The 18,841-nt window shown below is 59.3% G+C and carries 18 protein-coding genes; 11 read left to right on the top strand and 7 right to left on the bottom strand.

Annotated features, from left to right (window positions below; all coding sequences use genetic code 11):
• Positions 1 to 43: 43 nt before the first annotated feature.
• The 4 genes from Q4481_RS15750 to Q4481_RS15765 form a co-directional block, all read right to left on the bottom strand.
• On the bottom strand, positions 44 to 577 hold the full coding sequence (locus tag Q4481_RS15750) for a DUF1993 domain-containing protein (protein WP_304377342.1): 534 nt from the start codon (positions 575 to 577) through the stop codon (positions 44 to 46).
• Positions 578 to 646: 69 nt separating this feature from the next.
• Positions 647 to 1,747 carry a nickel/cobalt transporter gene (locus Q4481_RS15755; RefSeq protein WP_304377343.1) on the bottom strand — a complete coding sequence of 367 codons (1,101 nt, stop codon included), beginning with the start codon at positions 1,745 to 1,747 and terminating at the stop codon, positions 647 to 649.
• Positions 1,747 to 2,385, bottom strand: coding sequence for a DUF1007 family protein (locus Q4481_RS15760; protein WP_304377344.1), 639 nt, complete (start codon positions 2,383 to 2,385; stop codon positions 1,747 to 1,749). Before Q4481_RS15760 ends, Q4481_RS15755 begins: the two co-directional genes overlap by 1 nt.
• 81 nt (positions 2,386 to 2,466) lie before the next feature.
• Entirely contained in the window at positions 2,467 to 3,360 is an 894-nt protein-coding gene (locus tag Q4481_RS15765; protein WP_304377345.1) for a LysR family transcriptional regulator, read from the bottom strand.
• Positions 3,361 to 3,926: 566 nt separating this feature from the next.
• Between Q4481_RS15765 and odc2 the strand changes: the two genes are divergently transcribed.
• Complete coding sequence (gene odc2, locus Q4481_RS15770; protein WP_304377346.1) at positions 3,927 to 5,060, top strand: ornithine/lysine decarboxylase; 1,134 nt, start codon at positions 3,927 to 3,929, stop codon at positions 5,058 to 5,060.
• A gap of 128 nt (positions 5,061 to 5,188) precedes the next feature.
• On the top strand, positions 5,189 to 5,788 hold the full coding sequence (locus tag Q4481_RS15775) for a GNAT family N-acetyltransferase (protein ID WP_304377347.1): 600 nt from the start codon (positions 5,189 to 5,191) through the stop codon (positions 5,786 to 5,788).
• 41 nt (positions 5,789 to 5,829) lie between these two features.
• Here the strand turns inward: Q4481_RS15775 and Q4481_RS15780 are convergent, their stop codons facing one another.
• The gene (locus Q4481_RS15780; RefSeq protein WP_304377348.1) at positions 5,830 to 6,210 is read right to left on the bottom strand and encodes a hypothetical protein; all 381 of its coding nucleotides are present in this window, start codon (positions 6,208 to 6,210) and stop codon (positions 5,830 to 5,832) included.
• Between the two features lie 90 nt (positions 6,211 to 6,300).
• Here Q4481_RS15780 and Q4481_RS15785 point away from each other — a divergent pair, with 90 nt between their 5' ends.
• Entirely contained in the window at positions 6,301 to 6,924 is a 624-nt protein-coding gene (locus tag Q4481_RS15785) for a TetR/AcrR family transcriptional regulator (RefSeq protein WP_304377349.1), read from the top strand.
• A 131-nt stretch (positions 6,925 to 7,055) separates the two neighbouring features.
• Here the strand turns inward: Q4481_RS15785 and Q4481_RS15790 are convergent, their stop codons facing one another.
• Complete coding sequence (locus Q4481_RS15790; RefSeq protein WP_377353176.1) at positions 7,056 to 8,393, bottom strand: dicarboxylate/amino acid:cation symporter; 1,338 nt, start codon at positions 8,391 to 8,393, stop codon at positions 7,056 to 7,058.
• 237 nt (positions 8,394 to 8,630) lie between these two features.
• On the opposite strand from Q4481_RS15790, the gene Q4481_RS15795 reads away from it, so the two are divergent.
• Positions 8,631 to 10,472: a sensor histidine kinase gene (locus Q4481_RS15795; RefSeq protein WP_304377351.1), complete on the top strand. Its 1,842-nt coding sequence runs from the start codon at positions 8,631 to 8,633 to the stop codon at positions 10,470 to 10,472.
• A gap of 4 nt (positions 10,473 to 10,476) precedes the next feature.
• Positions 10,477 to 11,823, top strand: coding sequence for a sigma-54-dependent transcriptional regulator (locus Q4481_RS15800; RefSeq protein WP_304377352.1), 1,347 nt, complete (start codon positions 10,477 to 10,479; stop codon positions 11,821 to 11,823).
• A gap of 18 nt (positions 11,824 to 11,841) precedes the next feature.
• On the opposite strand, the gene Q4481_RS15805 is transcribed toward Q4481_RS15800, so the two are convergent.
• On the bottom strand, positions 11,842 to 12,666 hold the full coding sequence (locus Q4481_RS15805; RefSeq protein WP_304377353.1) for a MerR family transcriptional regulator: 825 nt from the start codon (positions 12,664 to 12,666) through the stop codon (positions 11,842 to 11,844).
• 181 nt (positions 12,667 to 12,847) lie between these two features.
• On the opposite strand from Q4481_RS15805, the gene Q4481_RS15810 reads away from it, so the two are divergent.
• The 6 genes from Q4481_RS15810 to Q4481_RS15835 all read left to right on the top strand — a co-directional run.
• Positions 12,848 to 14,128 (top strand): 4-aminobutyrate--2-oxoglutarate transaminase, encoded by a 1,281-nt coding sequence (locus Q4481_RS15810; protein ID WP_304377354.1) that lies wholly within the window; start codon positions 12,848 to 12,850, stop codon positions 14,126 to 14,128.
• Between the two features lie 3 nt (positions 14,129 to 14,131).
• Positions 14,132 to 15,610 carry an NAD-dependent succinate-semialdehyde dehydrogenase gene (locus tag Q4481_RS15815; protein ID WP_304377355.1) on the top strand — a complete coding sequence of 493 codons (1,479 nt, stop codon included), beginning with the start codon at positions 14,132 to 14,134 and terminating at the stop codon, positions 15,608 to 15,610.
• 55 nt (positions 15,611 to 15,665) lie between these two features.
• Complete coding sequence (locus Q4481_RS15820; RefSeq protein WP_304377356.1) at positions 15,666 to 16,463, top strand: hypothetical protein; 798 nt, start codon at positions 15,666 to 15,668, stop codon at positions 16,461 to 16,463.
• A gap of 93 nt (positions 16,464 to 16,556) precedes the next feature.
• Positions 16,557 to 17,366, top strand: a complete 810-nt coding sequence (gene ygiD, locus Q4481_RS15825) for a 4,5-DOPA-extradiol-dioxygenase (RefSeq protein WP_304377357.1) — start codon at positions 16,557 to 16,559, stop codon at positions 17,364 to 17,366.
• Positions 17,367 to 17,511: 145 nt separating this feature from the next.
• The gene (locus Q4481_RS15830; RefSeq protein WP_304377358.1) at positions 17,512 to 17,703 is read left to right on the top strand and encodes a hypothetical protein; all 192 of its coding nucleotides are present in this window, start codon (positions 17,512 to 17,514) and stop codon (positions 17,701 to 17,703) included.
• Positions 17,704 to 17,807: 104 nt separating this feature from the next.
• On the top strand, positions 17,808 to 18,841 hold a 1,034-nt coding region (locus tag Q4481_RS15835), incomplete at its 3' end, for an ICP22 family protein (RefSeq protein WP_304377359.1).

Here is an 18,841-nt window from a genome sequence, read left to right on the forward strand (position 1 = left end):
GCGACGGCACAACAGCAAAAGGTACCGTCAAACGATCAGAGGATCAGGCTGGCTTACGGAGAACTTCAGCGATGCTGCGACCCATGAAAACTGGCTTGCCGAGCGGCAAACCCAGGTGACGCAGGATGTCGTAGGCGGTGGTCACATGAAAATAGAAGTTCGGCATAACCCAGCCGACAAGAAAATCCTCGGAGGTGAAATCGAGTGTGCCCCAGGGATATCTGACCTCGAGCATCATGTCATCGCGGCCGTTGACGCGAGCCACATCCACCGCCTCAAAGAGGTCCACAGTCCTGGCGATGCGATCCCGCAATTCGGCAAATGTCGTCTCCGTGTCGGCCAACGCAGGCACGTCCAGCCCCGCAATCCGGTAGAGACACCCTTTGGCATGATCGGACGCGATCTGAACCTGCCTTGCGAGCGGATACATATCCGGCGCCAGGCGCGCCTGAACCCAGAGGGCCGGGTCGATGCCATGCGTTGCGCAATGGGCTTCGGCGCTGGCGAGCGCCTCGGACAGACCCTTCAGACGCGGAAGGATGGAACGTGCGGCAACGGAATGCAGAGAAATAGTCATACTTTAGCTCCTCTTTGGGCCGACTTGAATGTCACGACGCCCCGAAAAGCTCCAGCACTTTTTGATCAATCAGCCAATTTGCAGCGAGGCGGCGAGAAAAAGCAGGCCGAAGAGAACAACACCCAACGCTCCCAGAATCTCAATCCCATGGCCTAGGCGCAAAGCCGCTGAGCCATCGCCAGCCAGACGGAGCGCAAACCCTTTGGAGGTGACGGCAATCGTCGCGAGGATCGACACAGTAATCGCCGTACCGACCGACATCGCGATCACCGAGACCACCCCGCCCAGATAGAGCCCGTTCAGGAAGGAAAAGGTGAGGACGAAAAGTGCGCCGGAGCAGGGACGCAGCCCGACCGCCGTGATGGCCGCCCAAGCATCCGCAAGCGAGAAACGATCCCCCTGAACCAAATCCGGGCTTGGCGCATGCACATGACCGCAGGTCGCACAGACTTCACCGGCGCCATGGTTATGACCTTGCGCATCACGATGGTTGAGACGCATATGCCCATGGCCGGCGTGATCGTGTACGGCAGCCGCACCAAGCGAGGCACCGGCAACGGCCAGTTCCGCTTCCTGCATCGAAGGTGCGGAACTGCGGAAAAGCGAGCGGATCTTCGCGACAAGGAGATAGAGGCCGAAAGCGGTGATCAGTCCAAAGGACGCGACCTCCAGCCATTTCGACACATCGGTCATGTTGATGGTCGCCCCGCGCAGGATGAGGAAACCCGCACTGGTGACGATAATCGCTGTCAGGCCCTGCATGAAGGCGGATGCAAACGAAATCACGACACCGCGCTTGAGTTCGATCTCGTTGGCAAGCATGTAGGATGAAATCACGGCCTTGCCATGTCCGGGGCCTGCGGCATGGAAAACCCCATAAAGGAACGACAGGCCCACGAGCCACCAGACCTGCCAGCCATCGCTGCGCATCGCCTTGAGCGCACCGGTAAGTGCTCGGTAAAATTCCTGCTGCTTCGCGTTGATGAAGGTCAGCACGGGTTGCAGCCACGGCATATAGGCCATGATGAAGCTGGAAGGCGGACCCGCACCCGGTTCATTGTTGCCCAGTCCGAGAGAAGACTGCGCATGGGCAGCGACTGCGGTTCCGAGCAGCAAGGAACCCACAAGCATCACCCTTGCCCACTGTCCCTTGCGCCAGCGTCCCGACATCAGCAGGAGATCTCCATGCGCGTTGCAAACAGCTTCGACATGTTGGTTCCGGCAGGATCATCGAAGAAGGCCTGGGTCAGGTTGGCCTGGTTTTCCTTCAACACCTCATCGGGATCGGGGCGGACGACTGCAGACTTGCAGCCCTTGAAATCACCCATCAGCACCACATCGCTGTCATTCGGAAAGTCGATCGATGCGTAGAGTGTCGGATCATAGACGCCAAAGGTCAGCTTGCCCTTGAGGGGCATCGAGGCTGCCGGCTTGATGGCAAAAAACATCAAGAGCTGGCCATCCTTGTAATCGACATGGATGACATCGGGCTTGGAGACAGCGATGTTCTTCCCATCCACCGTCAGCGTTGTGTAGTAGCTGAACTCCTCGAGCGAGGCGAGAACGGTCTTGCCGATCTCCTCGAGCTCCGGCGGATCCAGTTTGAGATTGGTGTTCTTGTCGAAATCCATCAGCACGCTGGAGGAAAAGACTTCGTCGAACCGCCAGATATTGTGCAATTCCTCGATCGTGCCGCTGGAGGATGCCACGATCTCCAGCCTCGCATCGGCGAAGACATGCGGATGCGCCTGCGCAACCGCAGGCATCAACGCCAGTACGGAAACGGTCGGCAACAAGATTCTCAACATTTCCCGTTCTTCCTCTCGCTTGGTTTCTCTTCGACCAAGATTGAGTCCAAATTCCGACAATCGATCCTATGCGGCAATCTGTCAGGCATTCTTGCGGAACCAGCCATGCAGGAAATCGACGAAACGACGCACTTTCGCCGGCAGATAGCGGCGATGCGGATAAATGGCATAAATGCCGCCGCCCTTGGGCATGTAATCGGCCAGAATGGTGGTGAGCTCGCCGCATTCGGTCTTGGGTTTGGCAACAAAATCGGGAATGAGCGCAACCCCGAGACCCGCAATTGCCGCCCGCGTCGAGGCAATCGGCGAATTGACTTCGATCGGACCCTTGACCGCGACGGTCTGGCTGCTGCCATCGGGAAGTTCGAAACGCCAGTTGTTGTAATAGCGACCGTTGGTATCGACGATGCAGGGAATGTTCACGAGATCATCGGGCCGCTCGATTGGTCCATGGGTTTCCAGAAGCTTGGGCGAGGCAAAGCAGAGCAGTCCGAAATCGCAGAGCTTGCGGGCGATCATGCCGGAATCTTCGAGCCGCGTGATGCGGATGGCAACATCGAAACCCTCTTCGATGAGATCAACGAATCGGTCTTCGGCGATGATCTCAAGCGTGATGTCGGGATGCTCGGTTGAAAAATCGATCAGCGAACGGCCGATATCGGCATCGATAAAGCTTCGGGGCACCGTGATTCGGATCCGGCCCTTGAGGTCGGTTGCCCCTTCGCGGACGAGATCGGAGAGATTGTCGATCTCCTTCAGGATCTCGGACGCGGTCCGATAGTAGGTATGGCCAGCCTCCGTCAACGAGAACTGCCGGGTCGTTCGATTGAGCAGCAGCGCGCCGAGCTCATCTTCCAACTCCTTGACATATTTCGAAAGAAGCGCCTTGGAGCGACCCAGCTTGCGGGCGGCTGCCGAGTAGCCTTCCGCATCCACGACATCGATGAAAGCCCTCATCCGGGTCAGAGTGTCCATGTAACCCCATCACAAAAATGCCAGAAAACGGCGCAGCGCCAGTGTTTTACCATGCCCGATTTTTTTCGACAGTGGGCAAAAAAAATCTTGATTGTGACGACGAATATCCCTATCTCACGGCTTGCCCAAAGTCGCACGTGCCTGTGGGTGTCCGCCGACCCTCGAACTGGGATTGATCCCTAAGGTGAGGTTATCGGTACGGTACCTGGACCTAACCGCTCCAGTCGCTATTCCGGCCAACCGGAAAATGCGAGGACATCTTGAAGCAACGACGGTGCGGGCCTTTCTGGTGTCTGCCGGCTTTCCATCAGCCGGGGTTACTGAAGAGGCACACCTTCATTGCCGGAAGTGCGGTTGGGAACTCCCTCCAATCCAAGGCAGATCTCAAGAATGTTCGCCGCTTGCGGCGGCCGTTCGAGCGCATGTCGCACCAATCGGGTTCCGGTGTCTCCACCGGCTGGTTCCTGAGGGTTTTGCGCATGCCGAAATCTCGCTTGTCCCGTCCGTGGCCGGTTACCGGTTCCGGCGATGGATGTACTCGCTCTGGATTTTGGAAGGACTAGGTCATGACCACTCAGCGCATCCGCGATTTCCTCGCAACCCGACGACCCGATGGTCCGTGCCTCATCGTCGACCTCGACGTCGTCAAGGGCAACTTCAAGGCATTCCGCCACGCCCTGCCCGACAGCCAGATCTACTACGCCGTCAAGGCAAACCCGGCCCCGGAAATCCTCCGACTCCTGGCGGACCTCGGCTCCAGCTTCGATTGCGCCTCGGTGGCCGAAATCGAAATGGCGCTGAATGCCGGAGCGACTCCGAGCCGGATCTCCTACGGCAACACGATCAAGAAGGAACGGGATGTCGCTCGCGCCCATGCGCTTGGCGTCAATCTCTTCGCAGTCGATTGCCATGAGGAAGTCGAGAAGATTGCCCGTGCTGCCCCCGGCGCCCGCGTGTTCTGCCGCGTCCTCACTGATGGCGAAGGCGCCGAATGGCCCTTGAGCCGCAAGTTCGGTTGCGTGCCGCAGATGGCTGTGGACGTTCTCGTCTACGCCCATCAGCTCGGCCTTGTTTCCTACGGCGTCTCCTTCCATGTCGGCTCGCAGATGACCAAGCTTGATGCCTGGGATTCGGCTCTGGCCGATGCCAAGCGCGTCTTCACGCAGCTTTCCAAGCGCGGCATCGAGCTGAAGATGGTCAATATGGGCGGCGGCTTCCCGACCCGTTACCTCAAGGACATTCCGTCCTCCGAGGCTTACGGTCGGGCGATTTTCGACGCGCTGAAGAAGCATTTCGGCAATCATATTCCGGAAACGATCATCGAGCCGGGTCGCGGCATGGTGGGCAATGCCGGCGTGATCAAGGCCGAAGTGGTGCTGGTCTCGAAGAAGTCGGACAATGACGCCCATCGTTGGGTGTTCCTCGACATCGGAAAGTTCGGCGGTCTCGCCGAAACCATGGACGAAGCGATCCGTTACCCGATCCGCACCGTGCGTGACGCCGACGCCATGGAGCCCTGCGTGCTTGCCGGTCCGACTTGCGATTCCGCCGACGTGCTCTATGAGAAGAACATGTATCCGCTACCGATCTCGCTGACGATCGGCGACGAGGTTCTGATCGAGGGCACCGGCGCCTATACGACGACCTACTCGGCCGTGGCCTTCAATGGCTTCGAGCCGCTCAAGGCCTACGTCATCTGATTTGCAGCTCCGGCGGAAGTCGGAGCGCGACCCACAATGATCGTCGTCTAACCGCCTCGAGCGGTCGTTGCGGTGGCGCGCCTGCTTGCGCCGCCCACTGCAGCCATTCAACATTCTGGGAGGCCAAGATGGCCGCTGTTCTGGAATCCATGCGCGCATTCTTTGCGCCGAAAAAAGAAGCCGCCTTCCGCATCGACCGGGAAACCCCCGCCGATGTCGTAGCCCGCGAGCGTTTGCTGGATACGGCCATGGGGGCGGGCCGCAAGAAGAAGTCGTCCGAACAGATCCGCCGCAACCGCGTACCGGCTGAAGGCCTGTCGTTGGTCGCCCGCGACAGCGAAGGCCATGTCATCGGCACGGTTCGCCTCTGGCATGTCCAGGCGGGCGTGACCTTTCAGGGAAATGCGGTGCCGGCATTGCTGCTCGGACCACTTGCTGTTGACCCTGAACACGAAGGCAAGGGTATCGGCAGCGCCCTGATGCGGGCAGCAATTCTCGAGGCAAAGAAGCGCGACCATGGCGCCATTCTGCTGGTCGGCGATGCGCCCTATTACGAGCGCTTCGGCTTCTCGATCGATAAAGCCGCCACCCTGATGATGCCCGGACCCTTTGCGCGCGAACGCTTCCTGGCACTCGAACTCAAGGACAAGTGGCTCGATGGCGCCGCCGGCGTGTTGGTGCCGACCGGCGCCAGGATGCTGGATATGGCGAGCCGCAAGGCCGCCTGACGGCCAGAGCTTCTTTAAAGGTTATGGGTGGCGGTGCCTGTTCATGGCGCTTCGCCCTGAGGCTTGCGCCTGTTTTCCCGCACAATCGATACCAGCAAAATAGTTGCAGACACCTGGCCCGCCACCACGGCAGGCCAGATGCCGCCAATTGCGGGATCAAAATACTTCTGCGGCCCGAACGAGACCAGCGCCGCGATTGCCGCCAGACCACCCAACCATGCGAATATGCGCGAATTCGCGCCCCTGAAGATCAATGCTGCTGCCGCAAGCGAAATCGCCAGCGCGAGAAAGGGCGCCATTGCGAAAAGCGGCGTCGACTGCGGCGGATGCGGCGGCACGCCCGCATAAAGCGCACCGAGCATGACGGTCTGTACGATGATCAGGGTTGTCAGTGAGGCTTCCGCCGCTTTCGATCCAAACATAAGCGTCTCCTGAAGGTGTAATTGTAATTACGTTTGACCGAATACGTAATTTGAATTACGGCTTTCGTCAAGCGAGGATTGGAAGAAACGATGCGCGAGGAAAAACGACAGGAACGGCTCCGCCAGATCGAGGATGTGACCTACAGGCTGATAGAGGAAGGCGGGTTTGAAGCGGTAACAATGCAGGCAGTCGCCAAACGGGCCGGCGCTTCACTGGAGACCCTTTATCGTTGGTATGGCGACAAGGTCGGATTGTTCCGGTCTCTGGTCGAACGCAACGCAGACGAGATCAAGGCCCTGTTGGCCGGAAGCACCGAGGACGATGGCGAACCACTGGCAATGCTCGATCTTGTCGGGCAGCGCCTTTTATCGATGCTGACGGGGCCGCGCGCGATCGCTCTCAACAAGGCGGCTGTCGCAGATGGAAGCGGGAATCTCGGACGAGCGCTGGCAGGCGCCGGTCGCGATACTGTCGCACCGCTGGTGGGCGCCCTGTTCAAACGCGCTTCCGCCTCCGGCGTTCTGAAACTGGAACGGGAAGAAGAGGCCGCAGAAATCTGGTTGAGTTTGCTGATTGGCGATTTGCAGATACGCCGGGTCACCGGACAGATTCCAGTCCTGGAACCGGGCGCCATCGAAGCACGGAGCCGTCGTGCACGCGGAATTCTGTTAAAACTGTACAAACCCGACGACACGTCGCCGGCGATGCTCTGAAACAGGATGTGCCTGAAAAACCTGACGGACCGTAAAGGGCTCGACTCCATTCCCACCTAGGAATGGCGACCCGGTCCAACGAAGAAAGGGCGAGGTTCGCAAACCCCGCCCTTCTCAGCGCAACGTCTCTATTATTCGGCGGGCTGGGCCATCGGCTCAATCAGATCGATCGCCTCAGGCTGAAGCTGGCCGCCGAGTGCGGCTGCGAGCTGGTCGCGATCGAGTTCCCCTTCCCAGCGCGCAACGACCACGGTTGCGACGGCATTGCCGATGAAGTTGGTGATGGCGCGGCATTCGGACATGAAGCGATCGACGCCGAGGATCAGCGCCATGCCGGCAACCGGCACCGACGGTACGACCGACAATGTGGCAGCGAGTGTAATGAAACCCGCGCCGGTAATGCCGGCCGCCCCCTTGGATGACAGCATGGCGACGGCAAGCAACAGGATCTGATCGGCAAGCGACAGGTTGATATCGGTCGCCTGGGCAATGAAAAGTGCCGCCAGCGTCATGTAGATATTGGTTCCGTCGAGATTGAAGGAATAGCCGGTCGGAACCACGAGCCCGACCACGGAGCGCTTGCAGCCAGCCTTTTCCATCTTGTGCATCAGGCCCGGAAGCGCAGCCTCCGAAGAGGAGGTACCAAGAACCAGAAGCAGTTCTTCCTTGAGGTAGCGGATGAGGGCGAAGATCGAAAAGCCGTTATAACGGGCGACGGCACCAAGAACGACGACCACGAACAGGAACGCAGTGACATAGAAGGTTCCGATCAGCATGGCGAGATTGGCGATCGAGCCAATGCCATACTTGCCGATGGTGAAGGCCATGGCGCCGAAGGCGCCGATCGGGGCTGCCTTCATCAGAACCGAGACGAGCTTGAACACCGGAACCGTGAGGTCCTGCAGAAAATCCACCACCGGACGGCCGCGTTCGCCCACCATGGCAAGCGCAACCCCGAACAGGACGGAGAAGAACAGCACCTGCAGAATGTCGCCTTCGGCGAAGGCTCCGACGATCGTCGTTGGGATGATGTTCATCAGGAAGCCGGTGATCGATTGCTCGTGCGCCTTGGCGGCATAGGTTTCAACGGCCTTGGCATCGAGCGTCGACACGTCGATATGCATGCCGGAACCCGGCTGGACGATGTTGGACACCAGGAGGCCGACTGCCAGCGCCAATGTGGAGAAAGTGAGGATGTAGAGCATTGCCTTGCCGGCAACGCGGCCTACCTTCTGAAGGTCAGCCATGCCGGCAATGCCGGTGGCGACCGTGAGAAAGATCACCGGTGCGATGACCATCTTCACCAACCGGATGAAGGCATCGCCAAGCGGCTTCAGATCGGCGCCGAGCTTGGGATAGAAATGTCCGAGCAGGATCCCGAGCGCGATTGCCGTGAGGACCTGAAAATAGAGTTGGCGATAGAAAGGCAGTTTGATGCGGGGTTCGGCGATTGCAGCAGGCGCGACCATGATATCCTCCACTGGGGCCCCACCAGAAAGCCTGGTCTCCCGGGGCACGTTCGTTGAACAAAGGCGGTCTCACGACCGTCTGGACATCTGTTCGCAAACCTTGTGCCAGTTTTTGCCATATTTATAACAATATGATATTATTTGATTATTTTTAGATGCAGTAGGAAGACACCGCCGTATGTCTGGAATTTCGCACATTTCCCTTGATCAATGTGCGGAAATCCACACAATGCCACCATGAACCAGGTTGACGATTTTGCACCGACCCAGACCCAATCCCGGACGCTTCGCCTGTGGCTGATGGCCCTGTCGCTCGTTCTGGCGGCTCTGGTCGGAACCATCGGATGGCACTATGGGCGCTCGCTTGCCCTGGCGGACCTCGTCGAGCAGGCGAGAAGTGATGCCGAACTGAAAATCGCCCTGATGCAGGCGGCCCTCGAGCGTCCGCGCGCGGTGCCATTGATCCTGTCACTCGACAAGGAAGTCGCAGACGCCCTGTCGAGCCGCAGCGGCGTGCAGATAGACCGGTTGAACCGCAAGCTGGAAGGACTGGTCTCCGATAGCCAGGCGTCGGTTATCTACGTCATCGGTCCTGACGGCAGGGCGATCGCCTCGAGCAACTGGCGGGAGCCGACGAGTTTCATTGGCAACAACTATAGCTTCCGCGCCTATTTCTCCGATGCGATGCGCGATGGACGGGCCGAGGAATTCGCGCTCGGCAGCGTCAGCAAACGGCCTGGCCTCTACCTGTCCCGTCGCGTTGATGGCACCCGGGGACCGCTTGGCATCGTGGTGGTGAAAAGCGAATTCGACGGGATTGAAGCAAGGTGGCAGGCAACCGGCCGCGCCACCTTCATTTCCGATCAGCGTGGCATCATTCTCATTTCAAGCCTGGCGGCCATGAGGTTCAACACCCTGGTTCCGCTGCCCGCTGCCGAGCGCACAGCCCTGCGCAACAGCATGCAATTTGGTCAGGCCGATCTGCACTATCTGCCGTTACCGGTGGACGAAGCGATCGGCAGCGACCTGAGCCTGACCCGTGCGGCACTGCCCGGCCTGAACCATAAAGATACCTATCTGCATCTCACGCTTGCGGTTCCCTCGACGCCATGGAGCCTCCATTATCTGCTCGCCACCGATGCCGAGATGGCTTCCCGCGCTCGCCAGACGATGTTTCTCGCACTTGCCGGTTTCATACCGGTTCTTGCCGGTTCCGCGATCCTGATCCGACGCCGCCAGATGTCACAGGAACGCCTGACGACAGCCGCACGCATCCAGGCCGAACTGGAGCGACGCGTCCGGGAGCGGACCGAAGATCTCACGCAAGCGCGCGACGCACTGGAGGCGGAGATCGCCGGCCACAAGAGCACGGAACACAAGCTGAAAGGGGTGCAGCAGGATCTCGTGGCAGCCAACCGGCTCGCTATTCTGGGTCAGGTCAGTGCAGGTGTCGCCCACGAGATCAACCAGCCGCTCGCCACCATTCGTGCCTATGCAGACAATGGCGCGATCTTTCTCACCCGCAGGAAAAATGAGGCAGCGACCGAGAACTTTGCCGCGATCGCGCGGCTGACCGAGCGGATCGCCGATATAACGGACGGTCTGCGGAATTTCGCCCGCAAGGGCCATGGGCGCGTCGGTCCGACACGCTTGACGGAGGTCCTTGAAGGAGCCGCCCTGCTGTTGCGCACCCGCTTTTCCGGCCGCATGGAAGCCCTGCAGATCGAGCGGACGGACCCGGACCTGATGGTGCTGGGCGAAGGGATACGGCTGGAGCAGATCTTCATTAACCTGTTCCAGAACGCACTCGAAGCGCTTGCAGAGCGGCCAGAGGGTCGTGTTCGGGTGGAGACTGTCACAATCGGCGAGATGGTCTGTATTCGCGTTGCAGACAATGGCCCCGGCCTCAGCGAAGAGGTGCAGGCGCAGCTTTTCTCGCCCTTCAATACATCGAAGGAACGTGGCCTGGGGCTGGGGCTGGTGATCTCGCAGGAGATCGCAAAGGAATTCGGTGGCCGGATCGAGGTCGCGAGCAGCACCGACGGCGCCACGTTCGATGTCTATCTGAGAAAGGCATGACGGTATGACGATCGGTCAAGTGGCGCTGGTAGAAGACGATGCCGATCTCAGGCACGCGACCGCTCAGACCCTGGAGCTTGCGGGCTATGAGGTCTTGACCTACGGTCGGGCATCCGAGGCTCTTGCAAGCCTCGCGGCAGATTTCCCCGGCATCCTTGTCAGCGACATCCGAATGCCGGGCATGGATGGCCTGACGCTCTTTTCCGAAATCCGCAAGCGCGACGCCGATCTGCCGGTAATCCTCATCACCGGCCACGGCGACATCGCCATGGCGGTCCAGGCCATCCATGACGGCGTCTATGATTTCATCGCCAAACCCTTCGCAACCGACAGGCTTCTGCAGAGCATTGGCCGAGCCATGGAGAAACGGCGGCTGGTCCTCGAAAACCGCAATCTTCGCCAGCAGGTCGAACGCGCCGCCGATGACCTGCCCTTGATCGGCCAGACCCTCGCGATGGAGCGTCTGCGTCATACGCTGAGACAGATCGCCGACACCGATGTCGATGTGCTGGTTCGCGGCGAGACGGGAAGCGGCAAGGAAGTGGTGGCAGGTCTGCTCCACCGGCTCGGGCACCGTTCGAAAGGCAATTTTGTCGCCATCAATTGCGGTGCCCTGCCCGAAAGCGTCATCGAGAGCGAACTGTTCGGCCATGAAACCGGCGCCTTCACCGGCGCCCAGAAAAAGCGCATCGGTCGCATCGAGCATTCGTCCGGCGGAACCCTGTTTCTCGACGAGATCGAAAGCATGCCGCCCGCTACCCAGGTCAAGTTCCTGCGCATTCTGGAAATGCGGGAAGTCTCACCACTGGGCACCAACGAGGTTCGCCCTGTCGATCTTCGCGTTGTGGCCGCCGCCAAAGTGGACCTTGGCAACCCGACCGAGCGCGGTGATTTTCGCGAAGACCTCTATTATCGACTGAATGTCGTGACGCTGACGATCCCGCCCTTGCGCGATCGCCGCGACGATATTCCGTTGTTGTTTGCCTATTTCGCGGAAAAGGCGGCCCGTCGCTTCAATCGCGACCTTCCCCGGATGGAGCGCGGCTTCCTCGATGGCCTGATGAGAAGGGACTGGCCCGGCAATGTCCGCGAACTCGGCCATGTCGCGGAACGGTTTGTGCTCGGGCTCGAGACATTTGAACCCGAGGGAGAAAAACAACAAACTGTGACGACAGACCAGCCAACCCTTTCAGACCGTATCGAAGCCTTCGAAGCGGATCAGATCCGCAAGGCCCTGCAGGAAACCGGCGGCGATGTTCAGGCAACGATCAACGCGCTCGGCATCGCCCGCAAGACCTTCTATGACAAGCTCCAGCGCCACGGCATCAATCGGGCAGACTATGCAAAATAGGCGATTGCCACACGCGCATCAGAACGTCGGTGGCGTATTGATCCAGAGCAGCACCGTCTCACCGGCATAACTGTTGCGCCAGGAATGCGGCCGCCGGCTTTCAAAATAAAAACTGTCGCCGGCGCCCAGTTCGAAGAACTGGTCGCCATCGAGCACGATCTCGAGGCTGCCGCTCAGAACATGGATGAATTCCTCGCCGATGTGTTGATAGGCGCCTTCGCTCGAGGCCCCCGGCGCCAGCTGAAACCGGTGGCATTCCATCTGGTTCTTTCCTTCCGACAGGACCTGGATCGCCACACCCGACGAGGTCGAGGGCCAGCTTGCCCACTGGCCGTTGCGGATCAGGGATTCGCCCGTCCCGCGATCTTCCTGACCGCTGAGAATGGAAATCGTCGTGCCGAAATGGCTCACGAGCTGATGTAGCGCCGTGAACGACAGGCCCTGCGAGGTGCGCTCGAATGTTGACAGCATTGAAACAGAAATGCCGGTGGCATTGGCGACATTTTCCAGCGTCTTGCCGGCTTCACGCCGCAGATGGCGGATCTTGTGGCCGATCGGCGCCTCGGCTGCGGCAACAGACTGAGAGACCGGTCTTGGACCATTGTCCGCGACGGGATCATCCTCTAAGCTCTCGCGGATCGCAGCCGGATTCAGACCCTTCTCACTGCGCAGATAGCTGATCTTCTTCAGCCGTTCGATATGGCTGTCCTCATAGAGCCGTTGCCCAGACTCAGTGCGGACGGGATCGACAAGCCCCTGGCTCTCCCAGAGTCTGAGCGTCGATGGCGAAACGCCTGCCATTCGGGCCGCCTCCGCAATCTTGTACCGAATCTGCTCTTGCATATGGCCACCTGTCCGTTCCGGCTCCACCGGGCGCCTGCTTCACCCGTCTCTACAAATTCTCCCCAACTTCCATATTGCAAAGTTACAGTAAAAATGCAAAAAATCTTTTCGAACTTGCCGAAGCCATAACGCTTCCGGCTCGCCGAGAATTCCATCCAGCACCTAGACCCCGGGGGTTTCCATGCTCAATACCGAACTTGCCGCCCGCAGATCCGATTCGATTTCGCGCGGCGTTGGCGTCACCACGCAAGTCTATGCCGACAAGGCTGAGAATGCCGAAATCTGGGATGTCGAGGGCCGCCGCTATATCGATTTTGCCGCCGGTATCGCCGTCGTCAACACGGGTCACCGCCATCCGAAGGTGATCGCTGCTGTCAAGGACCAGCTCGATCACTTCACCCACACCTGCCACCAGGTGGTTCCCTACGAGAACTATGTGCGGCTCGCCGAACGCCTGAACGATGCCGTGCCGGGCAATTTCAAGAAGAAGACCATCTTCGTGACCACCGGTGCCGAAGCCGTTGAAAATGCCGTCAAGATCGCCCGCGCCGCCACCGGCCGCCCGGCCGTAATCGCCTTTACCGGCGCTTTCCACGGCCGCACCTTCATGGGCATGACGCTCACGGGCAAGGTTGTTCCATACAAGGTCGGCTTCGGCGCCATGATGCCGGATGTCTACCACGTTCCGTTCCCGGCCGAGCTGCATGGCGGTTCTGTTGAAGAGACGCTCGGCGTGCTCGACAAGATGTTCAAGGCCGATGTCGATCCGGCCCGCGTGGCAGCCTTCATCATCGAACCCGTACAGGGCGAAGGCGGTTTCTATGAAACGCCGAAGGCTCTGCTCGTCAAGCTGCGCGAAATCGCCGACAAGCACGGCATTCTGCTGATCGCCGACGAAGTGCAGACCGGCTTTGCCCGTACCGGCAAGCTGTTTGCGATGGAACATACCGGTGTCGTCGCCGACATCACCACCATGGCCAAGGGCCTTGGCGGCGGCCTGCCGATCGCGGCCGTCACCGGTCGCGCCGACATCATGGATGCACCGGGACCGGGCGGTCTTGGCGGCACCTATGCCGGTAACCCGCTTGGCGTTGCAGCCGGTAATGCCGTGCTCGACATCATCGAGGAAGAAAAGCTCTGCGAACGCGCAACCTCGCTCGGCAACCGCCTCAAGCAGCGCCTGCAGTCGCTGATCGAAGCCGTGCCGCAGATCGTTGACATTCGCGGACCGGGCTTCATGAATGCCGTCGAATTCAACATTCCGGGCACCAAGGAGCCGAACGCCGCCTTCACCAACAAGGTGCGTGAAAAGGCGCTCGAAAAGGGCCTCATCCTTCTGACCTGCGGCGTCTATGGCAATGTCATCCGCTTCCTCGCACCGCTGACCATTCAGGACAACGTATTCGCCGAAGCCCTCGATATTCTCGAGGAAACCCTGCGCGAATGCGCCAAGGAGGCTTGATCTATGCCGATTTCGAACGCACTCCTGTCGAAGCTCAAGGATCCGTCTCTGGTCATCGACAAGGCGCTGATCGCTGGCGAATGGGTTGCCACGAGCGACAGCGGCAAGACTTTCGACGTGACCAATCCAGCCAATGGCGACGTGATCGCCACCCTGCCGGACATGAATCGCGCCGAGACTGCCCGTGCCATCGATGCCGCCTACAAGGCCCAAAAGATCTGGGCTGCGAAGACCGGCAAGGAACGCGCTGGCGTCCTGCGCAAGCTCTATGAACTGATGGTCGCCAATGCCGATGACCTGGCAACCATCCTGACCATGGAAATGGGCAAGCCACTGGCCGAGGCCAAGGGCGAAATCCTCTATGGTGCCTCCTATGTCGAGTGGTTCGGCGAAGAAGCCAAGCGCGTCTATGGCGATACTATTCCCGGCCACCAGCCCGACAAGCGCATCATCGTCATCAAGCAGCCGATCGGTGTCGTGGCGGCAATCACGCCGTGGAACTTCCCCAACGCCATGCTGGCCCGCAAGATGGCGCCGGCCGTGGCTGCGGGCTGCGCCATGATCTCCAAGCCTGCCGCCGAAACGCCGCTCTCGGCGCTTTCGCTGGCGCTTCTGGCAGAGCGTGCCGGGGTTCCGGCCGGCATCTTCAACGTCGTCACTTCCAAGGATTCCTCGTCGATCGGCAAGGAATTCACCGAGAACGACAAGGTGCGCAAGCTGACCTTCACCGGCTCGACCAATGTCGGCAAGATCCTGATGCGCCAGGGCGCAGACCAGATCATGAAGCTTGGCCTCGAACTGGGTGGCAATGCGCCGTTCATCGTGTTCGACGATGCTGATCTCGATGCTGCGGTCGAAGGCGCCATGGTGTCGAAATACCGCAACAACGGCCAGACCTGCGTCTGCGCCAACCGCCTCTATGTCCAGGCCGGCGTTTATGACGCCTTCGCCGAAAAGCTGGCCGCCAAGGTTTCTGCCATGAAGGTCGGCGATGGTTTCGAAGCTGGCGTCAATGCCGGCCCGCTGATAACCAGAGCCGCTGTCGACAAGGTCGAGGAACATATTTCGGATGCCGTATCGAAGGGCGCCAAGGTGGCTACCGGCGGCAAGCCGCACGAAAAGGGTGGCTTGTTCTTCGAACCGACGATCCTGACCGGCGTGACCACCGACATGCTTGTGGCGCGCGAGGAAACCTTCGGACCGGTGGCTCCGCTCTTCAAGTTCGAAACCGAAGAGCAGGTCATCGAGATGGCCAACAATACCGAATTCGGCCTGGCCTCCTACTTCTACTCGAAGGACATGTCCAAGATCTTCCGGGTGGCCGAAGCGCTGGAATATGGCATGGTCGGCATCAATACCGGCCTGATCTCCACCGAGGTCGCGCCCTTCGGCGGCATCAAGCAATCCGGCCAGGGTCGCGAAGGTTCGAAATACGGTATCGAGGATTATATCGAGATCAAGTATATGTGCCTTTCAATCTAAAGGCGCAACCTGATCGGGCCGGCTCTGCCGGCCCGTTTCATTTGGGGCATGAACTTTGGTCAATTACAGTTGGCTGATCTATTTCGTGGCGACACTCGCCATTGTCTATTTCATCGTATTGCTATCCGCGCCGATGAAATGGCTCTTTTCGCTGGCAGTCCTGATCTACGCCGTGGCCATGCTGCTTATTGCCGATGGAATCAGAGCCCAGTATGGCAGCGGCAATATTGCCTATGCCATCCTCCTTACATCTGCAGCACTCGCGGCCTTACTTTTCATTCTTATCCCACTGATCCACGGCATTTTCAGGCTTTGCCTCATTCCATTTGTGGCGAATGATGACAAACGCAAACGTTTATCTGACGCCCTCTATTGGTTCCTTGCAGGGCTTTCTGCGCCATTCCTGCTTCTTATGGAGCATCCCTTTGCACGCTACCCAGGAACGATCCTGATACCGGTGCTTCTGGGCACAAGTATCCTCGCCCTCGTCGCATTTCTTCACTTGCGTCGCCGCGGTTCAACAAGAGCCTTCGGGAACTATTTGCCGGGCTACGCTCTCGGCGTCCCGATCATGCTCGGGGTCAGCCTTTATTACGGCGCGAAGGTACTTCCGGCTGCTGAGGTGCTGGCAAAGGACACCCATTTCTGTATCGAAAGCGGCCAGTCTCAGATCACCTCATTGTTCGACATGACACCTCTGACCATGGTCTCGCGCGAATATTCAGAATATCACGCCGAGCTCATTGTAGAAACCACGCCCAAACCGGGCATATACAATTGGTCCTGGTGGACGCTCAGCTTTTCGCCTGTAAAGCCCAGCATGTACACCGACCGAAAATGCTCAAATCAGTGAACGATTTGTCGATCATCTCCACCCTTTCGTGAACATTCCAAACCACCTATCTTGATGCCAGAAGATGCGGCCCGTTGGCCGCCGGAGATCAAGATGGCATCGCTTTCCAACGCATTCGCTTCCCTTCCCAACACACCGCGCATGCCGGCACTTTTCGTCGGCCATGGCAGCCCGATGAATGCGATCATCGACAATGAATATAGCCGCAGTTGGCGACAGATGGGCGAGGAACTGCCGACGCCTAAGGCGATCCTCGTCATCTCCGCCCATTGGATGACGAGAGGCGCGACACTCGTCCATATCGGCTCCAACCCCAAGACCATTCACGATTTTGGCGGCTTCCCGCCGGAACTCTTCGCCCAGCAGTACAATGCCCCCGGTGCCCCGGACTTTGCCCAGGCCACCATCGAGTTGCTGGAAGAAAGCCACGCCCATTCCGACGAGCGCTGGGGCCTTGATCACGGTGCCTGGTCGGTGCTGATCCAGATGTTTCCCAAGGCCGATATCCCGGTCTATCAGTTGTCGCTCGACCTGTCGAAAGGTCTGGCCGATCATTTCAGGCTGGCTCAGGAACTGAAGGCGCTGCGCGAGAAGGGTGTGCTGATCATCGGCTCCGGCAATATCGTTCACAATCTGCGCGCGCTGAGTTTTGACGGCCAGAAGTTCGACTGGGCCGTCGAGTTCGATGCCTATATGGCCGATGCGATCGGCAACAAGGATATCGGCAAGGTGCTGGACGCCGGTAGCCTTGGCCGCACCGCCGCACTAGCCCATCCGACTGTCGAACATTTTCTGCCGATCCTCTATCCGCTTGCCGTGATGGACGAGAAGGAAAAAGTCAGCTTCTTCAACGACACGATTGATTTGGGTTCGATCTCAATGCGGTCCTTCGTGCTGAGCTGAACAGAACCAGACCCTCCCCTGCTCGGCGGAATCGACCGCCGAGCAGCACCAATCCAGACAGCACTTCCGGCTGTTTCATCCGGAACAGCGCAGTATTCATCGCGACGCTATTGTCCCCCCAACAAGGAAATATTGAGGGGACCTTATGTTCAAGCCGCTTCTGACCACAGTTCTCGTATTGCCTATCCTGCTAGCAATGCAGGTCGATAGTGAAGCCGGTTGGAAAAAGCGTGGCTGGTACGTCAAGAAGCCAAGCGCCAACTGCGTGATGCGCAAGGTCGCGGTGGCCGATGGCTATGGACGCATCTCCAAACGCATGGTCCGCGTCTGTCGTTAACGAACATCGTCTCGATTCCGTTAAATCTTCGGCAATCGCTGCCGCCTATAATGGCGTGAAGCGGGTCTGACCCGATCATCTGGGCACGACGACGGAGTCTCGAGTTGAAAATCGGCCTACCCAAGATTCGGCTTTCCCGAAAGCTTCTGTTCATCGTGCTTGGCATGACCGTGCTTCTCGGAGGAACAGGTGCGGCAGCACTTTATATCGGCTCCGATGCAATCATGGGCAAACCCGCCGAAAACGTGGCTGGCGAAGCCTGCACCACGATCCAGACCATGGTCTTGAAAACCCCGGCCCGGCGGCTCTGGCTGCGGAAATATATCCGCATGGAGAACGCCGATGGCGAGATGCGGATCAAGACAGCGCTTCGCATTGCCGGTCTCGCGGCCAAAGCCTACCAGGTCGACCTCATCCAGGTGAACGTTCTCGACGCAAAGGGCCCGGCAACCCGGGCGGAAATGCGTGGCCGCGCCATCGGCGCGGAAGTGTTGATTGCCATGAACCCGCGTTATCTGCCGCAAATGAAGTCGCCTTTCGTCGCTCGCTACTTCGACGGCCAACCGACGGCTGAAGGCCGGTTCTACGGCGATCGCGTTTCGCTCGATCTCGAAGACGTACAGAAGATGATGGGCAAGATGAAGGACGCCCCGGACAAGGTGGATTGCGCCGAGCCCGAAAAGCCTGCCGAGGATGCGGAAGCCGACAAGAACGCCCACGGCGAAAAGAAGAAGGAAGGCCACGAGGCCAAACCGGCAGCCAACGACCATGGCAAACCGGCCAATGAACATGGCGAGGCTGCCAAGGAAAATGCCCATGGCGAGCAACCCGCTGAGGGCGACAAGGCAGCCGACCATGGCGAGCCGGCCAAGGAAGGCGAACATCCGGCGGAAGCTGCCGCCGAAGAACCCGGTTTCCTCGACAGCGTGCTTGGAATGATCGGACTGGGTGGCTCAGAAGAAAAGCCGGCGTCCGAACATGGTGAAACCGCCGCCGATACATCCGGCGAGCACGCAGCACCTGCTGAAGGTCATGCGGCCCCCGCAGAGGACCACGCCGCACCGACGGAGGATCATGCTGCGCCGGCAGAGAATCATGCCGCTCCCGCAGAAGATCATGCCGCTCCCGCAGAAGATCA

It is taken from the genome of Fluviirhizobium alvei (genome assembly GCF_030551875.1).
In the GTDB taxonomy this organism is placed as follows: Bacteria; Pseudomonadota; Alphaproteobacteria; order Rhizobiales; family Rhizobiaceae; genus Rhizobium_E; species Rhizobium_E alvei.